The sequence below is a fragment of the Paenibacillus campinasensis genome, from assembly GCF_002272015.1.
GTDB lineage: Bacteria > Bacillota > Bacilli > Paenibacillales > Paenibacillaceae > Paenibacillus_AQ > Paenibacillus_AQ campinasensis.
Genome location: NZ_NPBY01000039.1, coordinates 1 through 16,652 on the forward strand (window position 1 = coordinate 1; position 16,652 = coordinate 16,652).

Consider the following 16,652-nt stretch of genomic DNA (forward strand, 5'->3'; position numbering starts at 1 on the left):
GGTAAGTGTACGAATTAAGAATTCAGCTGATACATTTCAATCCACGCACTCACATAGAGTGCGACAGTTGCTCGCGCGGCTTATCGAAAGGCTACGCAATATTTCAATCCACGCACTCACATAGAGTGCGACCCGCCGCCTTATCCGTTACATACGTGCCGGCCATGTCATTTCAATCCACGCACTCACATAGAGTGCGACGGCAAGCTGCACGAAGACGGAAAGCCGAGATTCAACATTTCAATCCACGCACTCACATAGAGTGCGACTTTGCGTGTGTGCGCTGGTAGAATGTACATATGTGCATTTCAATCCACGCACTCACATAGAGTGCGACATCAACAAGAGGCACAAAGTCTATACGATATGATATTTCAATCCACGCACTCACATAGAGTGCGACAACCGGGTTCTGAAGTATATGCTGTTGCTACAAAATTTCAATCCACGCACTCACATAGAGTGCGACGCGGCGTCTTTCCAGAGCGGGATCCCTTCCTCTGATGATTTCAATCCACGCACTCACATAGAGTGCGACCATGTATACGACACATCATCCGGCATGGGACGCATTTCAATCCACGCACTCACATAGAGTGCGACGTTTCAGGTCTTACTAATTGCAAAGCGGGTGATGGATTTCAATCCACGCACTCACATAGAGTGCGACCCAAGTCAGACACCGAATCTGGATCTATACAAGGTATTTCAATCCACGCACTCACATAGAGTGCGACTTGGAGAGGTACAAATGCTTGCCTTTTTGGTCAATATTTCAATCCACGCACTCACATAGAGTGCGACAATGTAATTCATGACCGTTGCCAAGGCTGTAGCAAATCATTTCAATCCACGCACTCACATAGAGTGCGACTTTTGTCCTCAATGGCATGCAATTCATCTATAAGTATTTCAATCCACGCACTCACATAGAGTGCGACGAAGTATGCGTTGTTGTCCGCGTAAAAAGTTGTGATTTCAATCCACGCACTCACATAGAGTGCGACAGCCCGCCTGACAAGGCCTTGTGATTCAAGGGTTTGGCGGGTCAAAAGTGCGAACCTCATTTCTAGATTACTATAAACACCCTGAATTTACCATGCAAATCGCGTTATCCCTTGTCTGACGCGGGGTGCGAACCTCCCTGGGATTTTATGTTCGCTTGGGGTTCGCACCAGGACCCCCTTGAACTAAAAAAGGTTATCCTCTTTAAACCGTGTTTCCACCGCCAAAAGGATAACCATCTTATTCAACCATCGGATGTTGTTCCTGGCTACGAATCTTGCATCCGCCAGTCTATCGCCTTGTTATGAAATGTCCGTTTATCGCAACCCGACAATACTCAAATTCTGATTCTTGAGGTAGGTGATAATTTCCGGAAGCGAATCTACCACTGCTTGAGACTCATGCAGAATAACGATCGAGCCCGAGGCTTTCATCTGCTTGATGTAATCCACAATTTTGTCCTGATCACGTGTCAGCCAGTCCTCCGGATCTCGATTCCACATTACAATTTTCTTGCCAAGCTGTCCGCTAACGGATTCCGTCCGTTCATCTAACGCCCCGTAGGGAGGTCGAAACAGAATCGACGATTCGCCAATAATGTCCTCTAAGAACCTATCTGGTCCGGTCATCTCCTCCTTCAGCATCTCAAGACCCAGCCCTGGCAACTTGGCGTGCGTCATCGAGTGGCTGCCAATGGAGTAGCCGCTTTCATGAATGGTGCGGACATAATCGGGATGTTTCTTCACATTCGTGCCGACGAAGAAGAAGGTCCCTCCCACCCCATACTCTTTCAAAATACTCATAATTTCAACCGAGTATTGAGATGGCCCATCATCAAAGGTCAAGGCTACGTAGCCTTCAGAAAGGCCGTAGGTAACCCCTTCCTCCAGTTCGACATAAGGCATCTGAGATACCGGCTCCTTGCTCGGCTTGCTGACGCTTGTGTTGAGAAGGGATTTTCCGTTCTCAGCCGGATTCCCCGCAGAACTTACAGCGGCTTCCACTGTCACATCCGGTGTCAACACGGTCGTCTCGGCGAAGGCCGGATCCGTTGGAGCTGCCTGGTTCAGCACGTCTGCGCTTGAATCCGTGAAATTATGCGAATAATTAAAGGAGCTTAGCACCGTGACCAGAAAGATACTGACAACAGACATGCTGACCAGCTTGAGGGACTGTCTCAAACGGCGGGTACGCCGGAATTGACGTGGTCCGTTCCTTTCGCTGGAGACGTTCTCCTCCTTGTGCGGTTCCGAGTCGGTATGGACTCTAGACAAGAAGGATAGCGCGAGCAGCTCCTGAGGATGCTGTACTCTTTTTACCTCGTCCAGATTGCTCTTGAAGCCCGGCGAACAGCTGAATGGATAACGCGTGCTCTCTTCGCGATACGTTCTCGTAACTTGTGCAATATCAGTCTCGTTCATTACGTCCCGTACGGTATGGCAGGAGAGGCGGTATTTATGCAGCCCATCCATGACCAGGACGGCCTTTAAACTCTGAACGGTCTCACGGTCGGCTTCCCATAGCCACTCCACCGTATCCGTGGAGAATTTGACTCGCAGATAGCCGGACTCCCCGCTATCGCTTTCCTCGACCGCCAGAAGCTCTATGACTTTTCCGTAGGAGTCTGACAAGACGGCGCCCCCTTTCTCTAGTTGTATCTGGAACCCGGGGTGGTGTGCCCGCCCCGTTCAATGCCGGATGCTTTCCGGCACCGCGCCCGGTCTTTAATCCTAAGCCGGAAATGTCTTATTCATCGCTTGATTTCGGGGAGGTTGCCCCTTTTGGCGTGAAGGAGAAGGACATTTTCTCGGTAAAATCGGTAATGGTCTGCATGAGCTTAGCCTTCTCATCCACGATGTTCCGGTACTGCTCCGCATACTTCTGGTTCTCAATTTCCAGCGCTCTGATTTTGTCTTCGAGAGCATTGATTTTGAGCATGTTCTGATATTGGGTGTTCGTTGTCTCCTCTTGGAGCTTGTTGTACTTGGCAATTTCGGTCTCCAGTTGGCTGGACAGCTTCTCATAAGCCAGGTTAGAGGTAAGCTGATATTCCTTGTAATCCTCGAGAAGCTGATCATAGCTCATCTGCTTGTTGGTCAGGACATTTTCCAATTCGCGAATTTCCTTGCTCTTCTCCTGGATCAGCTGGTCTTTCTTGATCTGCTCGTGCTTGTAGCGGCTAATCGCTTCATTGGCAGCGGCCAGCTGCTCCTCCAGGCCCTTGTTCTTGTAAGTCAGCAGCTGCCGATCCTTGAGAATGTTCTCAATGGATACGATGACATCCAGGCTGATCTTGTCCTGATGGTCTTTGGAAAACACGCCGTTCCCCCCTTCGTCGGGAGTGTGCCCGGATTCAGCTGAAAGAGCAGGCTCTGCCTGGGTCTCCTCCGCCGCGGTGCCCTCCTGGATAACCTCATCCTGCTTCTCAGGCTTCGAGAGAGCGTTCTTAAACCACACCATGCCTCGTTTATCCGTATCCCTGGCCAAAAATATCAACTCCTATATATTCCCATTAATTTAAGTATGTAATAGGCAAAAAAGACCCCTAACTATTATCATCGGTCAAAAGCCCTCCAAAACTTTACCCCATTTGGCCCAGGAATTAAAAAAATCAGGAAATATTCGATATTTTTTTACGTTTTTCTTGTCATCATCCTAGAATCGTTGAATATCTCAACTATGAAATTAGTCCTGTATATGTTCTCAAAGACACATTCGACGCTCCGCGTGCTCCACAATCTGTAGCACAATGCGTATACTTCAAGAAGGAATGATGATCTATGACGGAGAACACCACTTTAGGCAAGAGCTTACTGTGAATTTACAACAGAACTAGGAGGGAAGCATTTGGATTGTTTTGATTTTAGAAGACTTCATGACTACTATCCCATTACGCCAGTTATTGAGATTAAGGAAATAAGCACAGGGAATACCTCCAATGCAAGATTGGTGGTTACTATGGATAACAAATATATTGTGAGAAAGCTGAGAGATACGGAGCAAGCCATCACTGAATTCCGGATATCCACAGCGCTACAAGAGCACGCCATATCCCCCACGATCCTGTTAAGTAATGACAACCAGCCTTACATTAAAGATCAGGAAGCTGTATATAACCTGCAATTCTACGTCGAGCATCATAAGGTAAATAACAGCGATATCCATTTCTATAATCTAGGTAAAACAATCGCTCTATTTCATTCTGCAACCCAGAGCATTCCGGGCATCTATGAACAGAATGACCGGTTTGCTTTAGAACACATGTGGACGGAGCTCATCCAACTAGAAGAATTCGATAACATGGAATACAAACCGCAATTGTTAGCCTTATTTCAGCAGTGTACAACATACAATCATGATAACAACTGCTATATCCATGGAGACTTAGGAATATGGAATCTGCTATTTAATCATAACAAAATGTATATTATCGACTTTGGTGAAGTGAGAAAAGGGAACCATCATTTTGACATCAGTGCCGCGATTTCATCCGCTCTGGACTGGAATCAGGAGGATAAGATCATGACTTCCTTAACTGATTTCAGAAACGGTTACAGCTCTATTTTTGAGCCATTTCATTGGAACGTTCTTAAAGAGAATTTCAACTTATGGTTTACAAGAGGAATGATGGCTCTATTGATCCATCACGGGGTGAACGAGCGCACCCTTCAGTATGTAAATTTAACGTTGTCTAGAAAAAATCAACTGGATAGCATCATTGATGCCCATTTCCTTCAACAGCCGTAATTTTTTTGAAAAAAGAAAGCAGCTTTAGCCGGTAAGGTTACCGTACTAAAGCTGCCCAGCTTCTCAGATCACTGTCCACTCATCTGTGTAGATGGACACCATTTATAGCTTGAATTGTTCAACAAGCTGCTGCATCTCCTCCGCCATCTCGGTTAGTGAGCTCGCCGATCCTTTAATTTCCTCCAGCGAAGCCAGCTGCTCCTCCGTCGAGGCAGAAACGGTCTGGGCTGCACCTGCTGTGGAATCGGCAATCTCGGCCACGTTCTGGAAGGTTAGCACAAACTGCTCTGTTCCGGCAGATATATCTGCGATTTTTCCGGTAATCTCGTTGATCTGGTCCGTAATGGAATGAACATAGCCCGTAATGTTTTTAAACGATTCCCCGGCATGGTTCACGACCTCAATTCCTTTATCTACTTCTGCTGTTCCGGCATTCATCGAATCAACAGCTTTCGTCGTCACCGACTGGATCGTCGTGATCATGTCGCGAATTTGTTCGGCAGATCGCGTGGATTGCTCCGCCAGCTTGCGCACTTCACTGGCCACCACCGCAAAGCCTTTGCCGCCTTCGCCTGCTCGTGCCGCCTCAATTGACGCATTCAATGCTAACAGATTGGTCTGACCTGCGATATCTGTGATCACATCGACAATCTGACTGATCTCTTGGGAGAACCTTCCCAGCCCCTGAATACTTTCGGAGAGATCAGACACCGTATTCTTAATATCATGCATCTGCTCCACGGTGGTCGCAATCGCCTCGTTGCCTTCCTGAATCACGGTAACGGCACGGGCAGCTGTGGAAGAAGCTTCGGCTGCGCTAGAGGAAATGTGGCCAATCGACGCTGACATTTCACCAGCCATTCTGGAGCTTTCTTCTATACGGTGTGCCTGTCCTTCAATTTCAGCCGTCATCTCCTGAATGGATGCTGACACATGCTCGCTCGCCTGCGTGTTCTGCTCCGTACTTGCCGTTAATTGCTCGGATGAAGCCGCGAGTGTCAGTGACTTGTCCCGAATCTGCAAGATCAGATGGCTCAAGTTCTTTCGCATATGATTAAAAGCCAGCGCCAGCGTGCCTAGCTCATCCCCGCGTTTCAGATCAATAGGATGGCTCAGGTCTCCCTGGCTCATTTTCTCAGCTGCCTGTACAAGAGCATGAATCGGTTTGGTCATACTTCGAATCATGAAAACAATCAGCAGGCCGCCTCCGGCAATCGCAACGAGAATAACAATTCCCATCGTGAACATAATCGGGTTGACTTCATTCGTCACCTCGGATTGCGCCATGCTGGCAACGATTTTCCACCCTGTCGTTCCATTCGTATGGAAGGCATATTTCAGCTCTTCCCCGTCAGCCTTATAGTTGAATCCGCCGGAGGTCGAGCGATTGATCTCCTCAAGAAACTCGCCGCTCAGCGGCTCACCTGCTTGCACCGACGGGTGGCTGATGATGTGGTTGTTCTGATCCAACAGGAAAATGTAACCCTTCTCTCCAATCTTAATATTTCCGATCAGTTCGGTTAAACTCTCCAGTTTAAGATTGACAGCTACAACGCCGCGCTCATCAGCTGTTGCCTTGGCGACAGTAACTACCACCTGCCCGGAAGATTGGGAGATGTAAGGGTCTGTGATGATGATCTGCCCCTGATTCTCCATAGCGGATTGATACCAAGGACGCTGGCGCGGATCGTAATCCGGCGGGTTCTGGAATGTGGTTGGCGAGTTCATGAAATCGCCGGTACTCGTCCCTACATAGGTCTGCTCCACATCCTCTTTCGAGGATTGAATCCGGTCAAGCAGCTGTCTGATGTCGGGATCATGGTCGTCTTTAATGCGGCCAGCTGCGATCGCCTGAGATAAAAAGTCGATGTTCTCCATCTGTGCAGACATAAACTGGTCAATCGATTCCTCCGCCATCTGGACATTGTTCTGAGCCGTGTCGAGCAAGCGTGTGTCTATCATTCCTTTAACGCTTGTGTAGGTAGTGAAGGCGATTACCGAGCTTGGCACTAACAGAATGACTAAAAAAGACAATATGAGCTTGTTGCCGTATCGGTTCCATTCCTTAAAAGAAAATTTTGTCCATTTCTTGTTGCGCAATCTAACCCCTCCGAAATCCATTTGTTGTTTTTTGCTACTTACTTGAGTTTTATCGGCAAAAACCGATCAATGGATTATAGATGATTGTTGCATAATGAAACAATTTTGGTGGCGGGGGAATTCCATTAACAGATGAGAAGTGGAAGTGTATGAATTCGGGAAGACAAAAAGCCCTCCGCTTGCTCTGGAGCGGAGGGACATTAGAAAAATCAATCGGCCCTGGGCAGGAGCCGATTGTTGTGATGGTGTGCTCCTCAGGAGATGGAAGGAGCGGAGTATGAATCCATGCATTCATAGGGGATCCGCACGCATCATGGTTATCTCTGCGGATACACTAGTGGGATTTCAATTGACGCACTCATAGAGTACGTCAAGCACTGGCACACTGGACACAATACGGATATATCTTTTCAATCCACGCACTCACATAGAGTGCGACGTTCCGCCTTATCTTGTTTTTCTGGCATAGCATCAGCTTCTAGCCAAGACTTAAAAGCTGAACATTTCACGCCTTGTCCGATCTGGTCGATCGCGGTGTCATAACGTTGAGGCGGGAAAGTTTATATTTACGCCAGTAGGTGCGGACGCCGTGCGCCAGTGTAGATAATACGGTAGGAGGCGAAATAAATTTCCGCAAAGTGTGCAAAGGTGGGGGCGGCGGGAACATATACAGTAGAATCCAAGCGAAAGGCACGAGAGGCATCTTTTAAGCCAGACCATCGCCCATACGTCAGACGTAAAATGACAGCGGCCCACTCGAAGTACAGAAAAAGACCCCGTCGATCAAGACGGAGTCACATGAGAAAGAAAGCGTAAAAATTTATACCTGGTGGCGGGTTGCAGCCCGATCCATCAGGGATAGAGCCCAGGGTGGTTGGCGCCATCCTGGCTTTCTTTATTATACAACTGATTTCACCATCTATGTACTCTGTGTAACGCCATCCACTAATGGATGCCATCGGCAGCTTCGTTATTGAAATCAGGCATGGTAGAAATTCAGAGCAATCATGAGAAAATAAATGAAATGCATTTTTGTACTAAACGACAGAAAACCGGAAAAAGCTAATAGGTCGCCAACGCCGAAAATGTCCATTCTTAAGGATCGAAGCTCCGGACTATTTCACCAATGTACCGGATTTTTAGACATATGTACCACATTATCATCGGCTGCGTTTAGACTTATTTCTAAATAAATATCAAACTTTTTCTATTCGATGGTGCTTATCTTATAGCAGCAAAATTCACACCGATGGAAAATGAAAATTTATATAATCTAATTTGAAGGTTAAGAACCATTTTCAAGGCTTAGTCACTTCAATTTTATCACCATCGTTAAGATCTGGTGAACTGTAAAAAAAATACATCTTTCCATCAATTTTTGCTGTTAAATTAGGTACTTGTTCTTTATTTTTTATACGGATGCTGAATGAGTCTTCATCTCCTAATATAACGACTCCACCCCAAACTGGAATGTGCTCTAAATGGTTATCTTTGTAAGTTGGATAGGAAGCTTTTATGATTTCTATGTCTGTAGATTCTATTTTTTGCTGATAAGCATGATTATATAGGGACCATAAGTTCCAACCTTTTTTCTGAAGGGTGATGATACCTTTAATTTCACCGTTCTTTTCATATAAGTAATGGTGAAATTGATAGTTCTCTTTTGATATTAACATTACTTCCTTGCTTGATATTCCATTTTTCCAAAGTATCCCTTCAGGGGTATATGTTCTGAAGAAATAAACAGCTAATAATACTAAAACTACAGTAATTGACACGAAAGTAATGATGAATTTTGTATTATACTTTTTCAAAGTTGGCGAAGCACCTCCAGTAAAGAGATCTGCTATAAAGATTCTTTAACCCCTTATGCAGCAACGCTTCATAAGAGCAATAGTGCGAACCTCCCAGGGATTTCATGTTCGCTTGGGGTTCGCACCAGGCCTGCCGTTCATCTATATTATGGTATAAACTGCTGTAATCACATTTGAGTTCAGTTTATTCTACATCAATGACATCCATAATGAATTTTCCGGTTTGCTTTCTCGCCACATGCCCCTTAATCCTTATAAGGATCGAATTCATCCGCTCCGGCCATGCACACACCGATTGGCTTCAATACATGCAGGACTTCGATGGTCTCTGCATGTGCATCCAGCACGTCCTGAAGCTTTCGATATACATAAGGGCTCTCGTCTGTCCCTGCACCGCGCAGTTCAACACCGAAATCCCGAACAGCCTTGTGCATTTGTTCTGTCGTAATTTGACCGCCGCTGCGCTTGCGAGTCTTCCAGTTCATTCGGCCTGCCGCCTGGGTGCGGCTCATGATCCGGCCAGCCCCATGAACGGTGCTGTAATAAGCCTCCCGGTTCTCTTCGCTATCCTTGCCTCTAACGATCACGGAGATATCCCCCATACTGCCGCCGATAAAACCAACCTGCCCCGGTGCAGACGGCGTTGCTCCCTTGCGGACGACCACCACTTCTTTGCCGCTGTGCTGCTCAATCCAGGCGAAGTTGTGATGATTATGCACTTCAAGATTTGCGTCCGTTCCCAGAATGTCCAGCACCTGCCGGATGACATAATCCCTGCCCGCATACGCGTAGCGCCCGGCCAGCTTCATCGCCCGGTAATACATGTCGCCCAGCTCGCTGCTCAGATCCAGCAGTACCGGCGGCTGATCCATCTTCTCGCCGGGAGCGTTCGCAAGAAACGGCCTGCCGGCGGCAAGGTTGATGAAGCCGCTCGCTGTCTTATGTCCGAATCCCCGGCTGCCAAAATGATTCGACACCCAGACGCGGCCTGTCCCGACTTCTTCGAATATATCGACAAAATGGTTTCCGCTCCCCACCGTGCCAAGCTGGCTCTGTGCCAGGGCTTTCAGCTTGTCGTGTTCCTGCGTACCTATCGCCTTATAAACCGCCCAATCCGGATCATCGAAGAGCTCATGATCCACCCGTTCATGATTCACGCGGCCGATCCCGAAAGAGACCCTGCGGGATATCTCATCCATGATTATGTTCAACTTAGGCATGATCTCATCGGCCAGCAGGCCGGTACGGACTGCCTTATTCCCGCATGCAATATCATAGCCTACCCCGGAGGGCGAGATCTGCCCGTCATACGCTATCACCCCTCCGATCGGCTGGCTGTAGCCTTTATGATGATCCGCCATCAGCAACGTCTGCACGACATTGCCGGTCTTCGCACACCTCTTGGCTTGGGCAAGCGCCCCTTCGTCAGGCGTCCCCCAGACACGGACACCGTCTATCTGTTGATATGCCATGTATCTTTCAGCTCCTACTCCTGCTCATCTTCTCTCATCCCCTGGCTAAAAAGGGGCCACATCCTTTTATATATCATATTGCAGCGTCATCCGAACATAACGCAATAACAGACCGCCTCCATCCTGCCTCACGGCTCGAATGGAAAGCGGCCTGTTTCCATGAAATCCCAACGGAATTGCTTCACCAGATATCCTTCTTCACGAATTAAGATTTCAGGCTTGCCGGAAGCGGAACATAGTACAGTTTGCCGCCGGTCTGGATCAGCAGCTCGTCACGAATCGTGCGCGTGGTCTCAAGGAAATCTCCTGAACCAAGCTTGTAGGTGGCGACATCCTTGCCGGTTCTGATGTCCTTCAGCACCAGACGTCCATCCGCAAGCCCGATGACAACGACGTTCTCCAGAATATCAAAACGGCTTATTTTCGAAGGATATGACGTTACCTTATCTTTGCCGGTCTTCACATTCTTCAGAACTATTCGGCCATCAGCCAGACTCATCACGATCGTGCTGTCTTTGCTGTCTGAGAGTTCCATCTGGGTGATGACAGCATCATATTGGTAAGTCTTCACAGCGGATGAATAGTTCGGTGCCTGATGCGGTACGACCGCCAGCTGCCCCCCGTTGTCCCGCGTATTCTGAGTAAAGAAGTAATGATCAAACGCGGACGCCACCTTTTTTGCAGATTCCATTTCTACAAACGGCACCGGCTGGTACTCCAGCGTGTTTAACATTTTGCCAGTGGAATATTCAAGCACATCAATCGTGAGGGCATATCCATTATCAATGCCGTTATTATATCTCAGGATATGAAGCTCCGGACCCGTCTGCAGCAGGTCCTGGAAGTTGCCGTTGTAAGTCCATTTGATCTGCCCCGTATACGCGCTAATGGCGTGCAATTGGGTTGTCGTGATCGCGCCGCTAACGGTGGAGCTGGCCAACAGCAGGCCGTTCATCATTTCGATGTTATAGCTGGAATTTCCTTTGCGCTCGGTTTTCCATTTCAACTTGCCGGTCTTGGTGTCATAAGCGGTCAAGCCATAAGCATCGCTAAGGATCAGCATACCGCTATAGTAGTCGATGCTACTCGGTTCATATCCCTTTCCGCTCTTTGGCGCGGCATATGCTTTTTTAACCCATGCGCTCTTGCCGGTCTTCGCGTTTACCTTATGGATGCGGCCTGACGTGTCCGTGAAATAGACATACCCCAAATTTGTTATAGGTGCAGATGATGGGGTGGATTTGTAGCTCCACTTCGTCTTGCCTGTCTTCAAATTCGCCGCAGATAGCGAAGTGCCGGCATTATAATAGACAACACCTTTATCGAATGTATAGCCCATTTGAGGCTGGTCCAGACTTCCCAGATTTTTTTGCCATACCGGCTTCAGCGTCTTGGCACTGCTCTTCTGATGGGCCGCAGGCGCGGAAGTTTTGGCGTGGACTTCACTGTAAGGTATCGAAGTGGCAGACAACACTACGGCAGCCGCCAGAAGCACTGGGACCATTTTATTTCGATTTAATCGTTGTTTCATGAATGGTTAACCTCCTACATTGTGGAAATCTTCTTGCTCTCTCCTGTAAAAACGATCAGACACTGGAAAAGGTTGCAGGGCTACTATGAAAATAATTCCATAGTTCTATCCCTCTTGTCCATACGTAATCCCCTCTTGTGCCAGGTATCCCTAAGGCCGGAAAGCCAAACAACCCCTGCAGGCCGAGGCTGCAAGGGTATCTTCTGCTTCATCGTTGCTAGTCCGATGTTCCTATATCTTCACCCAGTTCAGGTAATTAGTTCTTCGGCAAAAGCGCTCAGCGTCTTCCGGCAGGCTGGGCCGGATTGCAGCTCAATGCTAATCTGTGGTTCCGCGTTCCTGTCTGCTGCCATATTACGCACAACCCACATCCCTTCATCCGCCGGTAGAAGGAACAGAATATTCTCGATCGCCATCTCGTTCCCTCTGCCCAATCTCAGGATGCTTACATTGTCCATTGTCCCGCCATTTGCCTGAAAATTCTGCTGCCACTTATCAATCAACTGCCTCTGATCGGGTGTAAGCGCGTCAGGTAGCGAAGAGGCAGAGACTTTCCCGGATGTGAGCCCGTTCCATATCGCCTCAGTGACCACCGCCTTAGATTCGGGTAATTTAGTGCCCGCAGCTGCCGGGTCTGCTCCATATAAGCGCACCAGCTCCTCTCCCCAATCCGCAGGCTCCGTCCAGGAGAGAAAATGCAGGACGTTGTTATCCGACAAGTGATATAAATACTTCTGACGAAGCTCATGAATCGTTAATGTTTGGCTTGTTTTGCGTTCCTTAACACCTCTGAGCATATAACTGCTGTGCAGCAAATGTTGAATCATCTGCTCGATTTCAGGCGTGAATTTCACTTCTCCTTGCTCTTCATCCAGCTGCTCGATAAATCCTTTGGCCATCAAGCTATGCGTAGCGGCCTGGAACAGCAGCTCCCAGCTCTCCTCCGGCAAATCGCCATAATACGCCTTCATCAGTCCTGCCGCCGCTTCCTCCCCTTGATGAACGGCCAAAGCGTACCCGAGCTCTTCCAATGAGAATATATAGGTATGCTCGCTCATGTAAGCAATCCTCCAATTAAGATCTATTTCGTATCTTTTCCGTTGCGGCTAATAAGTCCGCGCAGCTGCTTCATGACGGACTGAATTTCCGAATCGGTGATCAAGTAATACGTGTTTACTTTCCAGGTGTCTCTATTGGTCAAATGAAAAATCAGCTCAGGAAACTGCGGAACCAGCCATTTGCGAATGGAGGGCCCTTTATAGCTGACTCTTGATATTTCTGTCCATGCCACGGTGCGCGTACCATCTGAAATGGAGTGATCATCGTAGGTCAGCACAGCCGTGCTGGAGCTCAGCGCTCTGGGGAGGCAGGCCACGAAATAACCTCCAAAGAACGGAATCCCGATGATGGCCGACGTGATGCAAAAAAACTTGCGAATCATGGAAGTATCCATAAAAAAAGCCGCGTACAGCAAAAACAGACATGCCAGCACAAACAGCAAGCTGCCAAGCGCCTTGCCCCAAGCTACCGACTTCCGATAAGAGATTGTGTTCATCATCTAGCGCCTTCCTGATTTTATTTAAACAGCCCGCTAACCCAGCGGACACCCTTCTCCGCAAATCCAGCTACAGCATCACCGGCAAAGGCCCCCAATGTGCCGCCTATATAGGAACCGACAGCAGCTCCAACCGGACCTGCAATCGCCGCACCGGCAGCCCCGCCGAGAACAGCTCCGCCATAGGTCACCGCTGTTTTCACCACGACGTTGGATGCGGCCACAGCAACCTCTTCGCCGTTAAGCTTGCCGTCACGGTGCTTGCTGACCAGCCCGGAGGCCTCGCCGATCACATTAAAGGTGGCATTAATCGGGAATATTTTCTTGGCGATCATGCCTGGGATTTTACTCGTTTTGATCCCGTATCTGCCCTTCTCTACCCCCGCGATAACCTGCCTTGTCCATTGCGGAAAGTTCTTGGCCTGGCTAAAGCCTAAACCAAAATTAAGGCCGAGCTTGCTGGCTACCGCATCGAAGCCCTTCACGCCCTTCATGATCAGACCCGGGTTCACAATCTGCCGGTTAATGCTCCTGGCCAGATTTTTCAGGAATGTATTGTTTCCCTTTCCTTTGACCCACGGCGCATTATGGATCTTCGCCCGAGTCGGATCCCTCGGATCCACTCTGAATCGAACTGTATTGGACAGAACCAGAGAAGCTCCCACCGAGCTGTAGAGGAGCGTGCCCCACTTTTCCAGATTATCTCTCGTTCGAAGCGAGGTGTCTAACACGTTATGGGCTTGATCAAATGGATCGTCAGCCGCCCTTGCCTGCAAAGAAGCCTGCGTGGAATCCGCCTCTGTAAAACGGTGAACAATATTAGTTAATTCCGTGCTGACTGAACCCACTGCAGCCGTAAAATTATCCATTTGCTGGCGAGCCAGCTGGAAATTCTGATAAAATCGTTGTCTTGTCGTACCTTCCCATCCGCTTTCAAGGATTTGAATCTGTTGGGTAAGGTGACTGCAAATCTGCACCCCGATCTCCCTGGCCTGCGCGAATTGTTGGGATATTTCCATAAGTCTTTCCGGGGGGACCAATATTCTGCCCATGGCATTCACCTCAACAATATACAAATTAATGTAACTATTGTAGTTAAGGTTTTCATTGTTCACAAAAGGAACAAGTAGCAGAATACTCAAAAAATTTTATGGGCCCGTGGCACTACCTATCTTCTCCTAATGACGGAAAAAACAAGGACGTTCTGCTGCCTCGATACGAAAGGGACGCCCCCCTTCAACGACAAATCCCTCCAAAGCAGTGGCTTTGGAGGGTGTAGTGCTTCTATATTATAGAAGCGAAATAATGGGGCTTAATGATCACTAGAGTACGAATCCGCCTGATGTAGCCTTTTCTCGTAAGATCTCATAAACGTAATAGTATAAGCCTCCTGCTGGCAGGCATCATGGCAAATAATCGTATCCGCCACCGGAAGCATTGCATCTCCGCAGTCGCTTGCTTCCCCTATACAACCCTTTCAGTACGCCATATTTCTCCAGCGCTTGTATCATATAAACAGAACAACTAGGTTCAAAGCGGCAACGATTTCGGACTTCCACGGGCGCATAACGCTGATACACTTGTACGAGCCAAATGAGGATTGCTTTTGCTCGAGCGCCAGCATACAGTAACAAGCATATAAGCGTTGCAATACCCGCTAATCCCCCGGCATTCTGAGGTTGTACGGAATAGGTCCATTCATATAGGAACCAGAAGAGAAAAGCGCAGACTAATAGCGGAATAGCAATTTGAAAAAAAACACGTCTCCAAAGAATTACCGGAATCTGATGAACACGCGTGTAGTGAATGCTCCGCGGATCGCTTGAGTCTCCGCCTTCAGGAGAAACAAGAGCAGCTAACTCTTGCTCCGTTGGGAATGATTTAAAAATAGGTCCCGTGGAGTGCGGCTTATTCATTTATACTTCTCTGTAAAAAATAAGCATGTAGTAATATGTAGTGATAGGTTGCTGTAAGCAGCCGGGTTTTTCGGTCACTGCAATGGTTTCCATAGAATGATAAGTCCAGCCCGCCTCAGCTTGGTCATTAATAATATCAGCGAATAAATTCATTGCCGCTTGTGTTTCTCCTTTGTTGATGTGGACGTTTTTCGGTCCGGGAACCGCCATGTACTCCTTCATGAATTTCATCCTCTCCATTAAATATCAACACAATGTAGAAATAATTATGCAGCAATTTGTCAGCATGCACAGGACATTATAACATCCTAACAAATACCAGTTAAATTATACCATGCCACCGAGCCATAAGTAGGATGTATATTCTCTCGAAGTAGTACTATGGTAGTTTTTCAGGCGATTTTTATTTCGTGACTTCGTTAATGCTAATGTCGGGACAGTTCATCACGGACAACAACTCATCTAAATCTGTCATTTCAAAAGGACAAACCACTCCCTGCACGTCTTTATGCAGCGCAATCTTGGCTAACGAGGCGGTCACTATAGCTGTTGTATGATAGTCAGAAAACGTAGATAAAGCTAAGGTTTAACCCGCTCCTGGTTGTGGTTGCGGTCCTTCCCCTTAACCTCGACCGTAAGATAAGCATCCTCACGTTCTTTAGGGTTATGCTGGACTGCCTTAGATAGCCATTTATGATTGATTTTATGTATTTTCTGAATCACACCCATCCTTTTCAGCATCGAGATCAGTTTATTGAAGCCGCTCCCATTCCAAGAGGTGTAATAATTTATAGGGGAGGCTGTTAATCGATTTCGGATTAGAATTTTCTCTGCGTGCTCGATGAGTCTTACCTCTTGTTCCTTGTTGTAATTTAAGAAATACATGGTTCTTTTTTGGGTAAAACCGGGTACGACCTTGTTAGGATAAACTACGGGTTGAGCAATGATCCTTAACATATCCAGAACGCCGGATATCCCGGCTTTGGCATTTTTATTTTGCAATAGGGCAACGTTAATCTCTTGAACCTCTTGAAAATCCGAAATCGCCTTTTGTATCATTAAGCCTGATAACCCGGGGAAGAAGCCAGACATCACAACCGAACCCACCTTGTGGTCTACCGCACTATGATGTAGCTCAATCACTTGCTGTACAAAGTCATAAAATGGGGTTACGTCAATGCACAGGATTTTATTATGAATGCACACTTTTTGGATATAAGGGGTTTTCTGCTTCAGTACAACCACTGCCACATCCACGTTCCTAAGGACTCGCTCCACGCGATCCTCATCATTCACATCTAAATATTGAAACTGAACATCGCCATGAAAGGAATCTGCCAGCCTTGTTCCTCTATCCGTCTTATAATCCGTAACGATGAGCTTGATTGGGTTGTTAAAAATTCTTAGCAATTCACCACATACCAATTTACCAAGAGCACCGGATGCTCCAACCACCATGATTGTTGTCATGATGACCCCTCCCTCCCAGATCCCTTGCTATCGCGCAATACG

At 47.6% G+C, this 16,652-nt stretch carries 13 protein-coding genes and 1 CRISPR repeat array; of the genes, 1 reads left to right on the top strand and 12 read right to left on the bottom strand.

Annotated elements, in window-relative coordinates; translation table 11 throughout:
• Positions 1-33: 33 nt before the first annotated feature.
• A CRISPR array of direct repeats spans positions 34-1,007; the repeat unit is 32 nt; unit sequence ATTTCAATCCACGCACTCACATAGAGTGCGAC.
• Positions 1,008-1,322: 315 nt separating this feature from the next.
• Both CHH67_RS12860 and CHH67_RS12865 read right to left on the bottom strand, forming a co-directional pair.
• Entirely contained in the window at positions 1,323-2,636 is a 1,314-nt protein-coding gene (locus CHH67_RS12860) for a polysaccharide deacetylase family protein (protein WP_095265593.1), read from the bottom strand.
• A gap of 115 nt (positions 2,637-2,751) precedes the next feature.
• Positions 2,752-3,492, bottom strand: coding sequence for a coiled-coil domain-containing protein (locus CHH67_RS12865; RefSeq protein ID WP_095265594.1), 741 nt, complete (start codon positions 3,490-3,492; stop codon positions 2,752-2,754).
• 360 nt (positions 3,493-3,852) lie between these two features.
• On the opposite strand from CHH67_RS12865, the gene CHH67_RS12870 reads away from it, so the two are divergent.
• Positions 3,853-4,752, top strand: a complete 900-nt coding sequence (locus CHH67_RS12870) for a phosphotransferase (RefSeq protein ID WP_095265595.1) — start codon at positions 3,853-3,855, stop codon at positions 4,750-4,752.
• Positions 4,753-4,854: 102 nt separating this feature from the next.
• Here CHH67_RS12870 and CHH67_RS12875 read toward each other — a convergent pair whose 3' ends face one another.
• The 10 genes from CHH67_RS12875 to CHH67_RS12920 all read right to left on the bottom strand — a co-directional run bounded on the left by CHH67_RS12875 (position 4,855) and on the right by CHH67_RS12920 (position 16,610).
• Positions 4,855-6,852, bottom strand: a complete 1,998-nt coding sequence (locus CHH67_RS12875) for a methyl-accepting chemotaxis protein (RefSeq protein WP_244908183.1) — start codon at positions 6,850-6,852, stop codon at positions 4,855-4,857.
• 1,298 nt (positions 6,853-8,150) lie between these two features.
• Positions 8,151-8,630, bottom strand: a complete 480-nt coding sequence (locus tag CHH67_RS12880) for a hypothetical protein (protein ID WP_218832021.1) — start codon at positions 8,628-8,630, stop codon at positions 8,151-8,153.
• A gap of 281 nt (positions 8,631-8,911) precedes the next feature.
• Positions 8,912-10,138: an RtcB family protein gene (locus tag CHH67_RS12885; protein ID WP_095265598.1), complete on the bottom strand. Its 1,227-nt coding sequence runs from the start codon at positions 10,136-10,138 to the stop codon at positions 8,912-8,914.
• A 205-nt stretch (positions 10,139-10,343) separates the two neighbouring features.
• Positions 10,344-11,669, bottom strand: coding sequence for an outer membrane protein assembly factor BamB family protein (locus CHH67_RS12890; RefSeq protein ID WP_095265599.1), 1,326 nt, complete (start codon positions 11,667-11,669; stop codon positions 10,344-10,346).
• Between the two features lie 248 nt (positions 11,670-11,917).
• Positions 11,918-12,727, bottom strand: coding sequence for a hypothetical protein (locus tag CHH67_RS12895; RefSeq protein ID WP_095265600.1), 810 nt, complete (start codon positions 12,725-12,727; stop codon positions 11,918-11,920).
• 23 nt (positions 12,728-12,750) lie between these two features.
• Complete coding sequence (locus CHH67_RS12900; RefSeq protein WP_095265603.1) at positions 12,751-13,224, bottom strand: DUF5381 family protein; 474 nt, start codon at positions 13,222-13,224, stop codon at positions 12,751-12,753.
• Between the two features lie 20 nt (positions 13,225-13,244).
• Positions 13,245-14,276, bottom strand: coding sequence for a WXG100 family type VII secretion target (locus CHH67_RS12905; RefSeq protein ID WP_095265604.1), 1,032 nt, complete (start codon positions 14,274-14,276; stop codon positions 13,245-13,247).
• A gap of 351 nt (positions 14,277-14,627) precedes the next feature.
• Positions 14,628-15,140 carry a membrane protein insertion efficiency factor YidD gene (gene yidD / locus CHH67_RS27215; protein ID WP_095265601.1) on the bottom strand — a complete coding sequence of 171 codons (513 nt, stop codon included), beginning with the start codon at positions 15,138-15,140 and terminating at the stop codon, positions 14,628-14,630.
• Entirely contained in the window at positions 15,141-15,362 is a 222-nt protein-coding gene (locus tag CHH67_RS12915; protein ID WP_095265602.1) for a DUF4177 domain-containing protein, read from the bottom strand.
• 357 nt (positions 15,363-15,719) lie between these two features.
• A complete protein-coding gene (locus CHH67_RS12920; RefSeq protein WP_244908185.1) occupies positions 15,720-16,610 on the bottom strand; it encodes a saccharopine dehydrogenase NADP-binding domain-containing protein in 891 nt (296 codons plus the stop codon).
• Between the last annotated feature and the right edge of the window lie 42 nt (positions 16,611-16,652).